15 protein-coding genes are annotated in these 16,807 nt (G+C 65.5%); 8 read left to right on the top strand and 7 right to left on the bottom strand.

The features are described from left to right. Nucleotides 1-52 precede the first annotated feature (52 nt). Both JNO50_RS10525 and JNO50_RS10520 read left to right on the top strand, forming a co-directional pair. Nucleotides 53-847: a substrate-binding periplasmic protein gene (locus tag JNO50_RS10525; protein WP_229804593.1), complete on the top strand. Its 795-nt coding sequence runs from the start codon at nt 53-55 to the stop codon at nt 845-847. Between the two features lie 56 nt (nt 848-903). Next, nucleotides 904-2,079, top strand: coding sequence for a benzoate/H(+) symporter BenE family transporter (locus JNO50_RS10520; RefSeq protein ID WP_189533065.1), 1,176 nt, complete (start codon nt 904-906; stop codon nt 2,077-2,079). On the opposite strand, the gene JNO50_RS10515 is transcribed toward JNO50_RS10520, so the two are convergent. Further along, entirely contained in the window at nt 2,076-3,260 is a 1,185-nt protein-coding gene (locus tag JNO50_RS10515; RefSeq protein WP_189533063.1) for an NnrS family protein, read from the bottom strand. The two genes, JNO50_RS10520 and JNO50_RS10515, sit on opposite strands and share 4 nt — an antisense overlap. A 255-nt stretch (nt 3,261-3,515) precedes the next feature. Between JNO50_RS10515 and JNO50_RS10510 the strand changes: the two genes are divergently transcribed. From JNO50_RS10510 to nagE, 5 genes are read left to right on the top strand one after another with little or no spacing between them, the layout of a single operon-like run. Then, on the top strand, nt 3,516-4,256 hold the full coding sequence (locus JNO50_RS10510; protein ID WP_189533061.1) for a GntR family transcriptional regulator: 741 nt from the start codon (nt 3,516-3,518) through the stop codon (nt 4,254-4,256). Next, nucleotides 4,247-5,359 (top strand): N-acetylglucosamine-6-phosphate deacetylase, encoded by a 1,113-nt coding sequence (nagA, locus tag JNO50_RS10505; RefSeq protein ID WP_215796340.1) that lies wholly within the window; start codon nt 4,247-4,249, stop codon nt 5,357-5,359. The genes JNO50_RS10510 and nagA overlap by 10 nt, the downstream gene beginning before the upstream one ends. Next, nucleotides 5,340-6,362 carry an SIS domain-containing protein gene (locus JNO50_RS10500; protein WP_229804588.1) on the top strand — a complete coding sequence of 341 codons (1,023 nt, stop codon included), beginning with the start codon at nt 5,340-5,342 and terminating at the stop codon, nt 6,360-6,362. The genes nagA and JNO50_RS10500 overlap by 20 nt, the downstream gene beginning before the upstream one ends. A 28-nt stretch (nt 6,363-6,390) precedes the next feature. Next, nucleotides 6,391-8,880, top strand: a complete 2,490-nt coding sequence (gene ptsP, locus JNO50_RS10495) for a phosphoenolpyruvate--protein phosphotransferase (protein WP_189533059.1) — start codon at nt 6,391-6,393, stop codon at nt 8,878-8,880. Between the two features lie 28 nt (nt 8,881-8,908). Further along, nucleotides 8,909-10,675: an N-acetylglucosamine-specific PTS transporter subunit IIBC gene (nagE, locus tag JNO50_RS10485; protein ID WP_189533057.1), complete on the top strand. Its 1,767-nt coding sequence runs from the start codon at nt 8,909-8,911 to the stop codon at nt 10,673-10,675. Between the two features lie 59 nt (nt 10,676-10,734). On the opposite strand, the gene JNO50_RS10480 is transcribed toward nagE, so the two are convergent. The 6 genes from JNO50_RS10480 to JNO50_RS10455 all read right to left on the bottom strand — a co-directional run bounded on the left by JNO50_RS10480 (nt 10,735) and on the right by JNO50_RS10455 (nt 15,993). Next, complete coding sequence (locus tag JNO50_RS10480) at nt 10,735-11,658, bottom strand: hypothetical protein (RefSeq protein ID WP_189533055.1); 924 nt, start codon at nt 11,656-11,658, stop codon at nt 10,735-10,737. Nucleotides 11,659-11,743: 85 nt separating this feature from the next. Next, entirely contained in the window at nt 11,744-12,310 is a 567-nt protein-coding gene (locus tag JNO50_RS10475) for a lysophospholipid acyltransferase family protein (protein WP_189533053.1), read from the bottom strand. A gap of 216 nt (nt 12,311-12,526) precedes the next feature. Beyond that, nucleotides 12,527-13,105, bottom strand: a complete 579-nt coding sequence (locus JNO50_RS10470; protein WP_189533051.1) for a PqiC family protein — start codon at nt 13,103-13,105, stop codon at nt 12,527-12,529. Further along, complete coding sequence (locus JNO50_RS10465; protein WP_189533049.1) at nt 13,102-14,730, bottom strand: PqiB family protein; 1,629 nt, start codon at nt 14,728-14,730, stop codon at nt 13,102-13,104. The genes JNO50_RS10470 and JNO50_RS10465 overlap by 4 nt, the downstream gene beginning before the upstream one ends. Next, on the bottom strand, nt 14,723-15,352 hold the full coding sequence (locus JNO50_RS10460; RefSeq protein WP_189533047.1) for a paraquat-inducible protein A: 630 nt from the start codon (nt 15,350-15,352) through the stop codon (nt 14,723-14,725). The genes JNO50_RS10465 and JNO50_RS10460 overlap by 8 nt, the downstream gene beginning before the upstream one ends. Further along, the gene (locus JNO50_RS10455) at nt 15,334-15,993 is read right to left on the bottom strand and encodes a paraquat-inducible protein A (RefSeq protein ID WP_215796339.1); all 660 of its coding nucleotides are present in this window, start codon (nt 15,991-15,993) and stop codon (nt 15,334-15,336) included. Before JNO50_RS10455 ends, JNO50_RS10460 begins: the two co-directional genes overlap by 19 nt. Nucleotides 15,994-16,244: 251 nt before the next feature. Between JNO50_RS10455 and JNO50_RS10450 the strand changes: the two genes are divergently transcribed. Beyond that, a complete protein-coding gene (locus tag JNO50_RS10450) occupies nt 16,245-16,775 on the top strand; it encodes a PEP-CTERM sorting domain-containing protein (RefSeq protein WP_189533043.1) in 531 nt (176 codons plus the stop codon). Nucleotides 16,776-16,807 lie beyond the last annotated feature (32 nt).

Raw genomic sequence — 16,807 nt, 5'->3', positions numbered from 1 at the left:
TCGCTTGACTAGACTCAGACAAAACAGTCGGACAACGGAAAGGATGTGGCGGGTGTTCACATGGGGCAAAGCGTTCCGCTTGATCCTGGCATGCATCGGTATGGGAGTGGCGGCGATCGGGCCGGCCGGCGGGAAAGAACCGCTCGCCTTGTACACCGAAGAGTGGCCTCCTGTGTCATTCCTGCGCAATGGCAAGGCGGACGGCATGGCGGTCGAGATTGTCTCCGCCCTGCAAAAAAGGGTGGGCGACAATGCCCGTATCGAGATCGTGCCCTGGGCGCGGGGCTACAGCTATCTGATTGCCAGGCCGAATGTCATGCTCTTCACCGTGGCCCGCTCCCCCGAACGGGAAAAATTCATGACCCTGATCGGTCCGGTGGCCGTTTCCCATACCGAGCTTTTTTGCCGAAAGGGCGAGGCGGCGCGCTACCTGCGCATGGGCGATGTGATCAAGCGCATGCCGGTCACCGCCTATCGGGGCAGTATTTTCAAGGTGGCGGCGGAGGCGAAGGGATTCGTCAACATTATCGAGACCGTGGATTCCGGTCAGTCGGCCCGTCTGTTGATGGCCGGTCGCGTCGGTCTGTGGGTCGAAGGCGGGTTCGCCGCGGGGACGGCCCTTGCGCAAGCGGGGTTCTCGGCCGACTCCGTCGATCGGGTGACCACGCTTGAATCGTTGCAGCTTTACCTCGCGTTTTCCATGGGCACGCCGCGCGATACCGTGCTCGCCTGGGAAAACGCCCTGCGCGCCATGAAAAAGGATGGCAGTTTTCAGTCCATTTACCGGCGCTGGCTTCCGCAGGAAACGCCGCCTCCCGACGTCGTTCGCGTCGGCCTCGAGCCCTGAACACATACTATTCATATGTGTTACCTTTGACGATTCGATTTCGTCGGAGGCGCTGTATGGGTTTTTTTCGGGATATATCGCTATCGGCCGTCGTCGCCGGCTTTGTTACCGTGCTTGTCGGTTTCACGAGTTCCGCCGTCATTGTTTTTCAGGCCGCGGAAGCCGCCGGCGCCGATGCGGCGGTGAAGGCCTCATGGATGTGGGCGTTGGGATGGGGGATGGGACTGACCTGCATCCTTCCGTCCCTGCGCTACCGGATGCCGGTCGTCACGGCCTGGTCGACGCCCGGAGCCGCCGTGCTGCTGACCGCGATGGCGGGGGTGTCCCTCGCCGAGGCGACGGGCGCGTTCATGGTGTCCGGGTTGCTGATCGCACTGTGCGGTTTTTCCGGGGTGTTTGAAAAAGCCATGAAACGCATCCCTCCCGGCCTCGCCTCGGGCATGCTGGCCGGCGTGCTGGTGCGTTTCGGCATGAATGTGTTCACCGCCATGCAGGGCAGTCTGGCGCTGGTGCTGCCCATGTTCGCCGCTTATCTCGTGATGCGTCGCTACCGTCCACGCTACGCGATCCCTGTCGTGCTGCTTCTTGGCACCATAATCGCCGCCTGGCAGGGCAGCTTGCATGCCGATGCCTTGCGCATGGAACTCGCCAGTCCGGTACTCGTCATGCCTTCCTGGTCCGTGTCCGCCCTGATCGGGGTGGCGCTGCCGCTGTTCATGGTCACCATGGCGTCGCAGAACGTGCCCGGTGTCGCCGTGATCCGCGCCTCCGGTTTCGCGGTTCCGGTCTCGCCGGTGATTGGCGTTACCGGTCTTGTTTCACTGGCTCTCGCGCCGTTCGGCGCGTTCGCGCTCAACCTCGCGGCGATCACGGCCGCCATCTGCATGGGGGAAGAGGCACACCCGGAGCGCGCGCGGCGCTATGTGGCGGCCGTGATGGCCGGGGTGTTCTATTGTCTGATCGGTGTCTTCGGGGCCGCGGTCGCGTCCCTGTTCGCCGCATTCCCCGCCGCGCTGATCAGCGCCGTGGCGGGACTGGCTCTGCTGGGCACCATCGGCAATGGCCTGGCGACCGCGCTGCATGACCCCGATGGCCGCGAGGCGGCGCTGGTGACGTTCCTCGTCACCGCCTCGGGCATGACGCTCTTCGGGGTCGGGTCGGCGTTCTGGGGGCTGATCGCCGGCGTGACGACCCTGCTGGCGTCCCGGCTGCCGGCCCTTCGCGCGGCCTAGCCGGGTTTTCCATCCACGCGCGGCGCGCTAAGCCACGGCAGATAGCGGATGAAGTAGACGGCGAACGCGGCGCTCCACGCGACGGCGGCGGCATCGAGCCAGGCGAGGTAGCCTCCCGGCGCCGGCAGAATCAGGGGCACGGTCCGCAGCAAGGTGGCCGCCACCAGGCACGCGTAGGCGAGGCACTCCGTTCTTCCCGCCGTGAGCGGCCGGCCTGTGTGGCCGCGCGCCGTGCGTGTCACCATGCCGATGATCAGGCCTCCCATGCCACCGACCGCCAGCACGTGAATGGCGAGCGAGGCGGGCGCGAGCGACAGGCAATCGGCGGCGGCGGCCGCAAAGGCGAGCGCGGCGAAAGCGCACGATACGTGCAGGATCCAGAGGATGGGTTTTCTGGCGGTCGCGAGCGCGCCCCAGCCAATGAGACGGACGCCGTGCATCAGCGCAATACCCGCCAATGGCGCGGCAAGCCACGCGGAATGCGGCGACAGTACCCAGGCGCTCCAGCCGATGAGCGTCAGCGGCGCGCTGGCGCGTTCGATCCAGGGATGGCTTGTTTGCCGGACGCCCGCGATGGCGTTGCGGGTGAACATCGGCACGACCCGCCCCGCGATCACGCTCATCAGCGTGGCGATCAGACCCAGTTGCAGTTTGAGCAGTGTCATCGCCCAGAACGGATCCCGGTTCACCAGGCCATGCCAGGCAATATTGAGCAGCGCCATCGCCAGCAGCAGGCAAGGTACGAAGGTATTGCGCCGGTTGCGCGCCTTGATCAGAGGATGTGCGACGGCCCAGGCGGCGAGCGGCAAAAACAGGATATCGGTCACGGCGGCCGCCCAGCCGGGAAGGAACCACGGCGCTAGCCGGCCGGCGACCCATAATGTGGCGAGCGCGCCGAGTGGCGCGCCGGCGATCGTATCGGCGCCGGTCCAGTTGCGCACGGCGGTCAGCAAGAATCCCGCGATCACCGCGGCGGCGAAGCCGAACAGCATTTCATGGGCATGCCATGCGGCTCCGGCCCAGGGGAGCCGGGCATGTCCGGTCAGCGCGGCGAGCCAGAGCGGAACGGCTACGGCGGCGAACAGGGCCGCCAGCAGATAAAACGGGCGAAAGCCGAGCCTTAACAGGGGCAAGCCTGTGACGGGAGGCTGGGAGGGTTCCTCCAGGCGCAGAAACGTCATGGTTGGTGTCTCGCATTTAAAGATGCATACAAAATACATCATTAAGCGCTACAGAGGCAAGATTTGCCGAAAAGAAGGATGTTGCGGCGCAGCAACTGGTATTGAATTGGTTTTATCCGGTGAAAGCGTTGTCAAATGGGGAAAATGGGGTGGTGTTTGTCATATATGTGCTGGATTTTCGATGGCGATAGTTGACCTGGTATTTAAGTGGTATTACTGTTTTGAGTCATAACAATTCATACTCAAGGCAATACCATGGATGATCGCTGGCATGCGCTGAAGCCCGACGAGGGCCAGTCGACGCCGCTTTATCTGCAATTGGCCCAGAAGCTCGCGACGGCCATCAATGCCGGGTGGTGGCGCGCCGACGAGGCGCTGCCTTCCGAGCGTACCGTTTCGGAAGAGCTGGGCATTTCCCGAGTCACCGCGCGCAAGGCTTTCGACGTTTTGATCGAGCAGGGCCTGGTGCGCCGACGTCACGGTTCGGGAACCTTCATCACGCCTCGCACCGAGCAACCCATGTCTCGCCTGACAGGGTTCACCGAATTGCTGCGCCAGCGCGGTTTCGAACCGTCATCCGTATGGCTGGAGCGCACTATCGCGGTTCCGACCCATGAAGAAGTCATCAAGCTGGGCCTGTCGCCCTCGGCCCAGGTGGTCAGACTCAAGCGCCAGCGTCTGGCCGACGGCGTGGTGATGGCCATCGAGCAAAGTACCTTGCCCGCCAGTTACCTTCCCGATCCGAATGCCATCGGCTCATCGCTGTACGCGCATCTCGATCAGCTCGGCCATTCCGTGGTTCGCGCCCTGCAGCATATCCGCGCTGTCAACGCCAGTGAAGAGATCGCCGCCCTGAGCGGGATTCGCGCAGGCGAAGCGCTGCTGTTGATCACCCGTCTTGGCTACACCGCCGATAACGTGCTGATTGAATTGACCGATACCTGGTGTCGTAACGACTACTACGACTTTGTCGCGGAGCTCAAACGATGGGTATGAAACTGACAGGACGCATGCTGACCTCCTCGGGTTGGCTGGATGGCGGGCTGGACATCGCCGACGGACGCATTGCCCGGCTCGATGGCAATGCGCCGGAAGGCGGGCGGGCCGAGTGCTATCTGCTGCCGGGCTTCATCGACCTGCATGTGCATGGCGGAGCCGGGGCCGACATCATGGAAGGCGGCGATGCCGCCGATACGGTGGCCCGGCTGCACGCGCGGCACGGCACCACATCGATGCTGGCCACGACCATGACCGCGCCAAGGCAGGATATCGAGACGGTCCTCGCGGCGCTCGGCGTCAGCTGTGCCACGCGCAAGAGCGGCGCGGCGCGTCTGCTCGGCGTGCATCTCGAAGGACCCTACATCAACCCCGGCAAGCTCGGCGCCCAGCCGTCCAACGCCTGTCAGGCGGTCTGGGCCGAAATCGATTATTACCGCTCGCTGGCGCCGATCCGCCTGATCACGCTGGCGCCGGAAGTCACCGGCCATATGGAGATCATCCGCCAGTTGTCCGCCTGCGGCATCCGGGTGCAGCTTGGCCACACCCTGGGCTCCTATGAGGATGCGGTCTGCGCGCTCAATCACGGCGCCAGCGGCTTCACCCATCTGTTCAATGCCATGACCGGCCTGCATCACCGCAAGCCCGGGGTGGTCGGCGCGGCGCTTGCCCATGCGGAGTACGCCGAGCTGATTCCGGATCTCTTGCATGTGCATCCGGGGGCGATGCGCGCCGCGCTGCGCGCCATCCCGCGCCTGTTCTGCGTCACCGATTCGACCGCCGCCGCCGGCATGCCCGACGGCGAATACAAGCTCGGTTCCCATACCGTCACCAAATGTCTGGGCGGGGTGCGCCTGGCGGACGGCACCATCGCGGGCAGCACGCTCACCATGGACCAGGCCCTGAAAAACCTGGTGTCGATCGGTCTGTCGCTGGAAGAGGCCTCGCATCGCTTGTCCCTGTATCCGGCCGATTACCTGGGGCTCTCCGAGCGCGGGCGTCTGTCGGTCGGCGCCTGGGCCGACCTTGTGGTGCTGGATGCGGGACTGAATCTGATCGAAGTCTATGTGGAAGGGGAATGTCTTGGCCTCACTGATGCTTGAAGAAGCCCTGTCCGCGCCCGAAGCGGTCGCGGCGCAGCAAATGTACGCCGACGAGCGGCTGGGCGTGCTGGCTCACGCGCTGGCGGCGCGCCATCCGCAGTTCGCGTTGACCGTGGCCCGCGGCAGTTCGGATCACGCCGCCAGTTATTTCGCTTACCTGGCCATGCAGCGCAGCGGCGTGCCGGTGGTGTCCCTGCCGATGTCGCTGGTCACTTTGCACAAGGCGCCGCTGGCGGTGGACGGACAGCTTGCGGTGGCGTTGTCCCAATCCGGGCAGAGTCCCGATCTGGTCGACACCATGAGCGCGCTGGGCGCGGCCGGCGCGATGACCGTCGCGCTCGTCAATCGTCCCGACTCGCCGCTGGCCAACTGTTGCGAATGGGTGGTGCCGCTGGGCGCCGGCCCGGAAAAGAGCGTGGCGGCCACCAAAAGCTATATCACCTCCCTGTCGGCCGTGGCGCGCCTGGTCGCCCACTGGCGTCTGGATACGCCGCTGCTCGATGCGCTCGACCGGCTGCCCGAGGACCTTGCCGCCGCGACACGCCAGGACTGGAGCGCGGGCGTGGACGCGCTGACCGGCGCCGAGCAGATCATGGTGGTCGGACGCGGATTGGGATTCGCGGTGGCCCTGGAGGCCGCGCTCAAATTCAAGGAAACCTGCGCGATCCAGGCCGAGGCCTTCAGCAGCGCGGAAATCCGTCATGGCCCGATGGCGCTGATCGACGAAGGCTATCCGCTGCTGATTTTCGCGCCGCGCGGGCCGGAGCAGGCGGGACTGCTCGAACTGGCCGCCGATATGCGCAAGCGCGGCGCACGGGTGCTGCTCGCGGCGCCGGAAACCGTGCCGGAACGGAATCTGACGTTGTCCACAGCCACCGACGAAGCGCTGGATCCGCTGCTGGCGATCCAGAGTTTCTACCTGATGGCCGCGGCCCTGTCGGAAGCGCGCGGGCTGAATCCGGACGAGCCGCGCCATCTGGCCAAGGTGACCTGCACACGATAATTCCGCTCCAGGCGGAGGAGACATAACAATGAGCGATTCCATGATTTCGCTGCTGGCCCCGGTCGACGGTATTGTCGTCCCGCTGCAGAACGTGCCCGATCCGGTGTTTTCGGCGGGAATGATGGGCGACGGCGTGGCCATCGAGCCACTGTCACCGCGGATTCTCGCCCCGGCCGACGGCGTGGTGCGGCAGGTGGCCCGCACCTTCCATGCACTGACGCTGACCACCCGCGACGGGGTGGATGTGCTGATCCACATCGGCATCGACACCGTGAACCTCGGAGGAGAGGGGTTTACCGCCCATGTCGCCGCGGGCGATACGGTCAGCGCCGGACAGTGCCTGGTCGAGGTCGATCTGGATCGTGTGGCGCGACGGGCCGTTTCGCTGGTGACACTGGTGTTGCTGCCCGAGGGCGGGCAACTGTCCGGCCGACCCCGCGCTGGCCAGCTAAGGGCGGGGGTCGACAGCCTCGGGTTGCTGCGGCCGGGCGACGGCGCGATGGCCGCCGGCGGCGACGGACCCGAAGCCCGCGCCAGCGCGATCGTGCGGCACGCGGGAGGGCTGCATGCCCGGCCGGCCGCCATGGTTCAGGCCGCCGCGCGCGCTTTCTCGGCGGATATCCAGGTCGAATACCGCGGCCACAGCGCCAGCGCGCGCAGTGTCGTGGCGCTGATGGGGTTGGGTGTGGGGGAGGACGACGATGTCACGGTGCTGGCCCGCGGCGAGGATGCCGCCGCGGCGGCCGATGCGGTGATTCGCGCGCTGCAGACGCGGACCCGCGGTGACCATGCCGCGGCGCCGTCCGCGGCACAGGCGGGCCCGGACGGTGGTATCGCCGGGGTCTGCGCTTCCGCCGGAATGGCGATCGGACGCATCCACCGCCTGGACGCTGTGGCGCTGGTGGTCGAGGAAACCGCCGGAACCCGGGACGAGGAGTTCGCCCGGCTGTCGCAGGCGCTGGTGAGCGTGCGCGAAGCCATCCAGGCCGCCATCGCCGATGCCGCGCGGCGCCGCGCGGCGGCGGAGGAGTCGATCTTTACCGCCCACTTGGCCCTCGCCGACGATCCCGAACTGATCGCGCTGGCCGAGCGGGGCGTCATCGCGGGCAAGAGCGCGTCGGTGTCCGTGCGGGATGCCGTGGAGGAGCAAGGACGCGTTCTGCTGGCGTTGGGCAATCCTCTATTGGCCGAGCGCGTCGCGGATCTGCGCGATCTGGGGCGCCGCCTGCTGGTGGCGATGGGCATGCCCGACGGACTGCCTTCGGAATTGCCGCCGGAGAGTATCGTGGTGGCCGACGACCTGTTGCCGTCCGATCTGAACCGGCTGCCGCGCGAGCGGCTGGCCGGCCTGGTGCTGGCCCGCGGGGGGGCGACCAGTCATCTGGCCATCATCGCCCGCGCCATGGGCCTGCCGACGCTGGTCGCGGTGGGCGAGCGCGTGCGCGAATTGTCCGAAGGACAGCGAGTGATACTGGACAGCGCGGCGGGCCGGCTCGATCCGGAACCGGGCGAGGTGGAGCTGGACGCGGCCCGGGCCCGGATCGCCGAACGGGAAAACACCCGGCGGCAGCTTCTGGAAAACGCCGGCGGCCCGGCCCTGACTCAGGACGGATGCCGCATCGATGTGGCGGCCAACGTCGCCAATGCCGGGGACGCGGCCGAAGCGGCGGAGCATGGCGCCGATGGCGTGGGACTGCTGCGCACCGAACTGCTGTTCATCGAGCGCGACAGCATGCCCGATGAAAACGAACAGCGCGAAGCCTGCCAGGCGGTCTTCGACGCGCTGGGCGACCGGCCGGTGATCGTCCGTACCCTGGATGTCGGCGGCGACAAGGACATGCCGTATCTCCCGCTGCCTGCTGAAGACAACCCGGCGCTCGGCCTGCGCGGCATCCGGACCGGTTTCGCCCGCCCCGAGGTGCTCGACGTCCAGTTGCGCGCGTTGCTGGCGCTCAAGCCGCTGTCCCGGCTGCGCATCCTGATTCCGATGATCGCCGAAGTCGCGGAGGTCAGGCGCGTGCGGGAACGCATCGACGCGCTGTGCGCCGAGGCAGGCATCGGAGAGCGCCCGGAACTTGGCGTGATGATCGAAGTGCCGTCCGCGGCGGTGCTCGCCGACCAGCTTGCCCGCGAGGCGGATTTTTTGTCGATCGGCACCAATGACCTGACGCAGTACACCCTGGCGATGGACCGCTGTCACGCCGGACTTGCCGACCGGCTCGACCCGTTCCATCCGGCCTTGCTGCGCCTGATCGCCATGACCGTGGCCGGCGCGCGGAAGCACGGAAAGTGGGTCGGCGTGTGCGGGGCGATGGCGTCCGATTCGCTGGCCGTGCCGGTCCTGCTGGGACTGGGCGTCACCGAACTGTCCGTGGCGCCGGTGCTGGTCCCGGAAATCAAGGCTCGCGTCCGGAGCCTCGCTATCGAGCAATGCCGCAAGGCCGCGGAAGGCCTGTTGCTTCTTGACGATGCCCGAAGCGTCAGGGAGCGGGCCGCGGCGCTGTGGCAGCACCACTGAAGCAATCATCTTACGGAGGAGACAGGAAATGAACCTAAGCAAATTTGCCGGGATTCAGCAGCTCGGGCGTGCCCTGATGCTGCCGATCGCGGTGCTGCCCATTGCGGGCCTGTTGTTGCGTTTGGGGCAGGAGGACCTGCTCAACATCGCGGTGATGGCTCAGGCCGGCAACGCGATTTTCAGCAACCTCGCGCTGATTTTCGCGATCGGCGTCGCGGTTGGTTTCGCGAAGGACAACAACGGCACGGCCGGTCTGGCCGGCGCGATTGGTTATCTGGTGCTCACCGCCGTGCTCAAGGCCTCGCCCGACTGGCTGCTGCTGATGTCGACCAAACTGCAGGGCATGCAGGCGGAGGGTCCGGCGGAGTTCCTGCGCTGGTTCGTGCACCTTGACGGCAAGGGCAAACCCATCGCGCCTGACATGTCGGTGCTCGCCGGTATTTTGTCCGGTGTGGTGGCGGGTTTACTGTACAACCGCTACAAGGACGTGAAGTTGCCGTCCTACCTCGCCTTCTTCGGCGGCAAGCGTTTCGTGCCGATCGTGACCGGTTTCACGCTGCTTCTGGCCGGGATTGTGCTGGGCTTCGTCTGGCCGCCGATCCAGCAGGTCATCGACCAGATCGGTCACTGGCTGCTGGATGCCGGCTCGCTGGGGTTGTTCGTTTACGGCGTGCTCAACCGCCTGCTGATCGTCACCGGGCTGCACCATATCCTGAATTCCCTGGTGTGGTTCGTGTTCGGTTCGTTCACCGATCCGGCAGGCAAGGTCGTGGCCGGCGACCTGTGGCGCTTCTTCGCCGGGGACCCGACCGCCGGACGGTTCATGGCGGGCTTCTTCCCGGTCATGATGTTCGGCTTGCCGGCGGCCTGCCTGGCGATGTACCGCAACGCCCGCCCGGAAAACCGCAAGGCGGTGGGCGGCCTTCTGCTGTCCATGGCGCTGACGGCCTTCCTGACGGGGGTGACCGAGCCGGTCGAGTTCGCCTTCATGTTCCTCGCTCCGGTGCTGTATGGCGTGCACGCCGTGCTGACCGGCCTGTCGCTCGCGATCATGCACATACTGCACGTGCGGCTGGGCTTCACCTTTTCCGCGGGCCTGTTCGATTACATTCTCTCCTTCGGCAAGGGACAGAACGCCGAATTGCTCCTGCCGGTCGGCGCCGCCTACTTCGTGGTGTACTACGTGGTGTTCGACGTTTTTATCCGCCGCTTCAACCTCATGACCATCGGGCGTGAAGAAAACGTCGTGGCGCCGGTGGCGGAGATCAGCGGCACCGACCGCGCGCGCGAGTACGTCCTGGCGCTCGGCGGTGCGGCCAACCTGGTGTCGGTGGATGCCTGCACCACGCGACTGCGTCTGGTGGTCGGCAATGATGGCGCGATCAACGAGCCGGCGCTCAAGGCGCTCGGTTCGCGCGGTATCATCAAGCCCGCCAAGAACGTCGTGCAGATCGTGATCGGACCGGAGGCGGACTCGGTGGCCGATGAAATTCGCACCTCCCTCGGCGGCGCGACGAGTGGCGCCCAACCCGTTCAGGCCGCCACCGTCGCGGAAGCGGCCGATATCGACCGCACCGGCTGGTTCGCCGCGCTGGGCGGCCAGTCGAACGTGCGTTCGCTGGAGGCCGTGGCCCATTCGCGCCTGCGCGTCGAGGTCAATGACGCCAGCGGCATCGACGAAGCGGCATTGCGCAAGCTCGGCGCGCTGGCGGTTCAGCCCTTCTCGAGCGGACTGATTCACGTTGTGCTCGGCGGCGATGCCTCGCCGGTGGTGTCGGCCCTGAACAAGCACTGAAACGGTTGACTCCCGTCCCGACCGGCGCCGTGGCACGTCCCCGGCGCCGGTCGCGTTTTTCACCGCGAGCCGGCCTTGTCGCCCGGCGGGGCGTCGCCTGGCGGGACGTCGCCCGGGCGGCTCCAGGAGGGGTCGTCGTGGTAGAGCACGTCCTGCTCGCGGATGACAATCTCGCCCAGAACGGAGAAATGCTCCGGGTCGGAACGCAAAAAATGCTCCAGGGTGCGCACCGACGTTTCCTGGGCATTAACACGCAAACCAGGCGGCAGCGGGATGTTCTTCAGACCCAGGCTTGCCTGGAAGGCGGCGAGCACGAACATCGAGCAGAACCCGCCATTCTGTTTCAGCGATTCGCGCGCAGGATCGAAGGCCTGGCGCGTGAAGGCTTGCGCGCTGTCTTCCGCCTTGGCGGTGAAATCCGAGTTGCCGCCAATGGAGCGTACCGCCGACAGCATGCTGTAAGGCAGGTCGCGCGCTTCAGCCCAGCTCATGGCGATCTGGGCGGCCCAGTCGGACGCTTCGTCCGCGAGTTGGGGACGGAATACGAGATAACGCCCCCGGGAGAGGGCCGTATTGAGCGCATAGGGTGCCCGGAATTCGGCAACTTCCGGTTCGCCTTCGCCAAAGGGGTCGGTGCGGCCGGGATTGCCGGGGTGTTTGACCCAGATCGCGGCATGCACGCGGTCCGCGCTGCCGGTATTGTTTCTCCGGGGACTCAAGCCGGAGAGCTTTTGCCCGGCTTCGATGAGCGAAAGAACCGGGTGAGGGCTGCCGTCGCGCAGGAACAGCAGGATGTCGCCGGGGCGCAGGTCGGATTTGGCGAGCACGGTGCGCGCTTCGCTCTGGAGCGCGGCGGTCTGGTCAAGCGGGGTGGCCGTGTCGCCGCGGGCGCCGGTCAGTGTCGACCAGGTGGTTTGGGCCCATTCCGGGACGAGGTCCGGAATCCGGGTGCCGAAGCGGCTAAAAGGGAAGATAACTGGCATGGCGGTCGCAACGAAAATGGAATGCCCCCATTGTCGTCACGAGCCGTCTTGGCCTCTTTCAAAAAATGATCGCGGCAGCGTCTGCTTAACCGTGGCGTCCCCGCTTGTCGCTGTAGAAGGCGCGGATGGCCGTCATGTCCTGATCAATGTCCCCGCTGGGGATCATCATCGGGCCGAAACCGCCGCGCCGGCTCGGGTAGTCGAGGTAGGCGAGGGCGATCGGAACACGCGCGCCCAGCGCGATGTAGTAAAAACCGGTTTTCCATTCCTTCACCGCCTTGCGGGTGCCTTCCGGCGGAATGGCGACCACCAGCCGGTCGGCGCGGTCGTAGGCGGCCACCATCTGGTCCACCAGCGAGTTGCGCTTGCTGCGGTCCACCGGAATGCCGCCAAGCCAGCGCATCACGGGGCCGGCGGGACCGCGGAACAGCGAGGCCTTGCCCATCCAGTAGATTTTCGCGCGGGCGGCGAAGCAGATGGCCAGCGTCAGCGGGAAATCCCAATTGCTGGTATGTGGCGCGCCGATCATCACGTATTTGCTCGCGGAGGGGAATTCACCGTCCAGTTTCCAGCCGGCGAGTTTCAAGCCGATCACCGAAATGAAACGCAAGGCGGGACGGACAAGGGGGGTGTCGAATACGGTAAAGTGCATGGTGATTCCCTGACAGTGACGGCGCACTCTATCAGAATTCGCTGCCGCATGCAGAGACGTTTGCACTATGTTTTATGCCATGCGCTTGACTCCGGTCAAGTCCGTTAACGGATCTCTGGACTAAGCTGAATCCGAGCCTAGCAATTCGCTCACTCTCTCTTCTCTTTTCTTGGTTGCGGCCGCCATCGACTTCCTTTTTCGCGGCCGTTTTTCTTTTCAGCGTGACACCATCCATTCGGGATGCGCGGCAAGTCGTTCTGCGATCTGGTCGCTCAGCGCTCCCAGCAGTCGCGACTGGGCGTCGACCAGGGAGGACGTATCGCCGCCGCGCGACGCGCCGGTGAAATGCCCGGTGGCGAGCATTGCGCCATTGTTCGACGCCACCAGCCGCCAGTCGACCGTCAAACGGGCTTCGGAACCCGTCCGCAGGACAAAACTTTTTACGTCGATAAGGAGTCGCACCGGGCGCGTATCGGGACCTGGCTGCGGCCAGGCATGGACTCTGTCGCTTTTCAGGCGCGCGGAGAGATTGCCGGCGACGGTTTCATCAATGGAGCGCGCGAGGCCGCCGAGCCAGCGCTGCTGCTCCAGGATGCGCCACCCTCCGTCCGCCTCGATGACCAGTTGCGGCCGGTCAAGCGCGGCGGGCAGGGTGGACGGACCGACCAGCAGCTCCCCGGATGAGGGCAGAGGCCGGACAATGTCCGGCGCCATGGTTCTTAGCGTATGGTAGCGGGGCTGCGGGGAGGCGCAGCCGGCCAAGGCGAGGCAGCCGGCCAGGATCAGGCTTCTCATGGTGTGTCTTTCTCCTTGCCGCGGATCAGGGCTTCCGGGTGTCGTTCCAGATAGTCCGACAGGGCGCGCACGCTGCGAGCCGTTTCGCGGACTTCCTGCATGGCGCCGCGCACATCCTCCTGCATCGGGGAGTCGGGACGCAAGCTCGCTTCGGCGCTATGCAGCGTCTTTTGCAGGTCTTCCAGCGCCTTGAGCGTTTCGGGCAACACCTTGCCGTTCAGTTGGCCCATGGCATCGCCTGACACCGACAGGGTTCTGTCGAGCGTGCCCAGGGTTTTTTCCAGCGAAAGTCCGATGCGGTCAAGCGGAATCTTGTCCAGCCTGCGCGCCACGCGCTGCACGGTGCGCTGCAACTCTTCGATATCGCCGTCCACCGTGGGCAGCTCCATGACGCCGTTGCGTGCGGTAACCCGCGCCGGAGGCGCTTCGGGGAAGAAATCCAGCGCGATGTACTGCTGGCCGGTGAACAGGCTGCCCATGCGCAGTTGCGCGCGCAGGCCATGCTTGACGAGCATGCCCGGACTCAGTTTGCGGTCGAGGGCCTGCGTGCGCTCGGCCGGCGCGAACAGTTCGCGTATGCGGCTTGGAAATGTGCGGATTTCCACCGGCATGCTGAAGTCGCGGCGCGTCTTGTCGTACTCCACGCCGATTGACGTGACTTCGCCGACCACGATGCCGCGGAATTCCACCGGCGCGCCCACCGAGAGGCCGCGCAAAGACTGCCGGAAGGTCAGCCGTAGCGGCTGAACTTCCCGGTCAGGATTCTGCAGCGCCTGCTCCCGGTTGGCCGCCAGCAGAAAAGCGGTGCCGGATGGGGCGGCCGGCGGTGTCGCAAGTCCCGTCGACGGAGTTTCGAATGCGACACCGCCCAGTGCGATGGCCGACAGGGACTCGGTATTGATCTTGAGTCCGTTGGCTCCGATCGAAACATCAAGACCGCTGGCGTGCCAGAAACGGGTGTCCGGCGTGACGAACCGGTCGTAGGGGGCATTGATGAACAGGGTGAGGTTGATGCCTTTGCCCGATGGGTCGAGCGCATAGGCCTCCACCTGCCCCACCGGTACGCGCCGGAAATAGACGGGGGTGCCCACCGACAGCGAGCCCAGGTCCTCCGCCTTCAGCAGGAACTGGCGTCCGGGCAGATCGGCCGTCACGATGGGCGGCACGTCAAGGCCGGTGAAGGTTTTGACGGTCTCGCCGCTCTTGCCGACATCCATGCCGATATAGGCTCCGCTCAGCAAGGTGCCAAGCCCCGACACGCTGCCGCCGGCGATGCGCGGCTTGACGATCCAGAAGCGGCTGTCCTTGACCAGGAAGTCTTCCGCTTCCTTGACCAGGTCGGCCGTCACCAGCACCGATTTGCGGTCCTGGCTGACCCGGATGCGCGTGACCTCGCCGATGTCGACATCCTTGTATTTGATGCGCGTCTTGCCGGCTTCGAGTCCTTCGGCGCTTTTGAACGCGATCGTGATGGTCGGGCCGCGGGACAAAATGGCATGCACGGCGAGCCAGGCGCCGATCGCGGCGGCCAGTACGGGAATCAGCCAGACCCATTGCGGCGACCAGCGACGGCGCGGCGCGGGAACGGCTTCGGGCAGGGTGTTGTCGTCACCGGATTCAGTCATCGGAGTGTCCGTCTTCGTCCCAGAACAGTCTGGGGTCAAGGTTCATCGCCGACAGCATGGTCAATACCACAACGGCGCCGAATGCGATGGCGCCGGGGCCGGCATGGATCGTCGCCAGCGATTTGAGTTGCACAAGGGCGACAAGCAGCGCCACGACGTAAATATCCAGCATCGACCACGGCCCGATGGATTCGAGCATCCGGTAAAGCCGGGTGCGCTGCAGCGGTGCCCAACGGGAGCGTCGGCCTGTGCTGACGAGCAGGAACAGCATGGCCAGCATTTTCAGCAGAGGCACCAGCACGCTCGCGACGAACACCACCAGCGCGAGGGGCCAGGACCCCGTGGCCCACAGGTAGGCGACGCCGCTCATGATGGTATCGCGCTGCGAGCCGGTGAGGGTGTCGGTGAGCATGATCGGCATCAGGTTGGCGGGCAGATAGAGGATCATCGCCGCGATCAGAAAGGCCCAGGCGCGGGCGAGGCCGGCGGGTTTGCGGGCATGCAGCGCCGCGCCGCAACGCGGACAAACGCACGGCTCGGCGCGGACCCGCGACAGCAAACCGCATCCGTGGCACAGCCAGAGCCCGCGCGCCGCGGCGTTTTTCAGGTGAGCGGCCGGCATGAGGCGTAACGTTCCCAGAGCAGGGCCGGATTGAAGCGGCTGGCATTGGCGGCGAGCAGGGTGATCAGCGCGAAAAAGCACCACAGTCCGATGCCCGGCTCGACGCGGGCAAGGTGAGCCAGCTTGACCAGGGCGACCAGGGTGCCGAGCAGAAACACCTCCACCATCCCCCATGGGTGCGCCACGCGCGCAAGCCGCATCATCCTGGCAAAGCCCGGAGGTCTCAGTCCCAGGCAGAGCGGCGCCAGCAGATACAGCTGCGCGCCAAGCTCCAGGGCCGGCACCAGCACGGCCGTGAACAGCACCAGCGCGCCGATGGCCGGCATTTGCTGGTCGAACAACGTCAGGGCGCAACCGATCAGGGTGGTCGACGAACGCAGTCCGTTGGCGTCCAGTCCGACCACTGGATGGGCGTTGGCGATGATGAAGGCGATCACGCCGGCCAGCACCAGCGCCAGCGAGGTTTCCGGGGCGTGGCCGTCGCTGTCGCCAAGCACCGCGCCGCATCGAGGACAGGCGAAACGGCCCGGTCGGGCCGGACGGTTCAGCAACAGGTCGCAGTCATGGCAGGCCAGCACGTTTTGCCGAGCCCATGTGAAGTGCGGTTCCATCGTTCCCTGCCGCTGTTGCGATGCCGACATGATGGGGCCCGCCGCCGGTCTTTGTAAAGGTGATTGCCCGGTATGGCGTGTTCTGGTCCATATCCGCCGAGGAAACACGATACGTTGATTTATTTTAAACTAATGATTTAAAATATGCGGTCATTAGTCGGGACGGGACAAAAGGTCAGGGGACGAAAGACCTTCTCCGGGTGACACTTCCGCCTATCCGGCGCGTGTTGACGCGCCGGATCATTCATCGTATCTGAAGTTGGTCAAATCAAGGTTGAAACATGGCAAATGCAAAACAATGGGGCGTCGCCATCATGGCGGCAATGGTTTCGATGTCCGCGGCGGCGGCCGTGCGCACTGCCCGCATCGAGACCGGGGAGTACATGGGGCGGCAAGCCTGGTTCGGAGACTCCGTGCCGCTTGGCCAGCGCGAGTTTCTGGTGCCGGAAGACGGCTCCTACGACATCGGCTTTGCGCTGACTCCGGTGGACGCCTCTCAGTCCCCGCTGCATTTTGTCACGCATTTTATCTGGAATACCGCGGAAAACCTTCCTGCCGGACGGACAAGAGCCAGCCCGGGCGATGCCGCCCTCGCTGCGGGTAATGCGTATTCGATGACCCGGACGCTCCGGTTGACCAAGGGACATTACACTTATCTGCTGGACTTCTATTCGGCGTCCCCCTGGGCGGGCGAGTACCGCTTCTCCATTGCGCCGTCCCCGTTCTCGGCGCCCGTGCCCGAGCCGGGGGCCGTCGCGCTGATGGGAGTGGGGCTCGCCGCGCTGACGATGCGCCGCCGCAGGATCACGTAATTTCACGTAAAGAGGCGTGCCGGCTTTTGTGC

Source organism: Paludibacterium paludis (genome assembly GCF_018802605.1).
GTDB lineage: Bacteria > Pseudomonadota > Gammaproteobacteria > Burkholderiales > Chromobacteriaceae > Paludibacterium > Paludibacterium paludis.
Note: the sequence above shows the minus strand (reverse complement) of the source record. Positions and strands in the feature narration are given on the sequence as shown.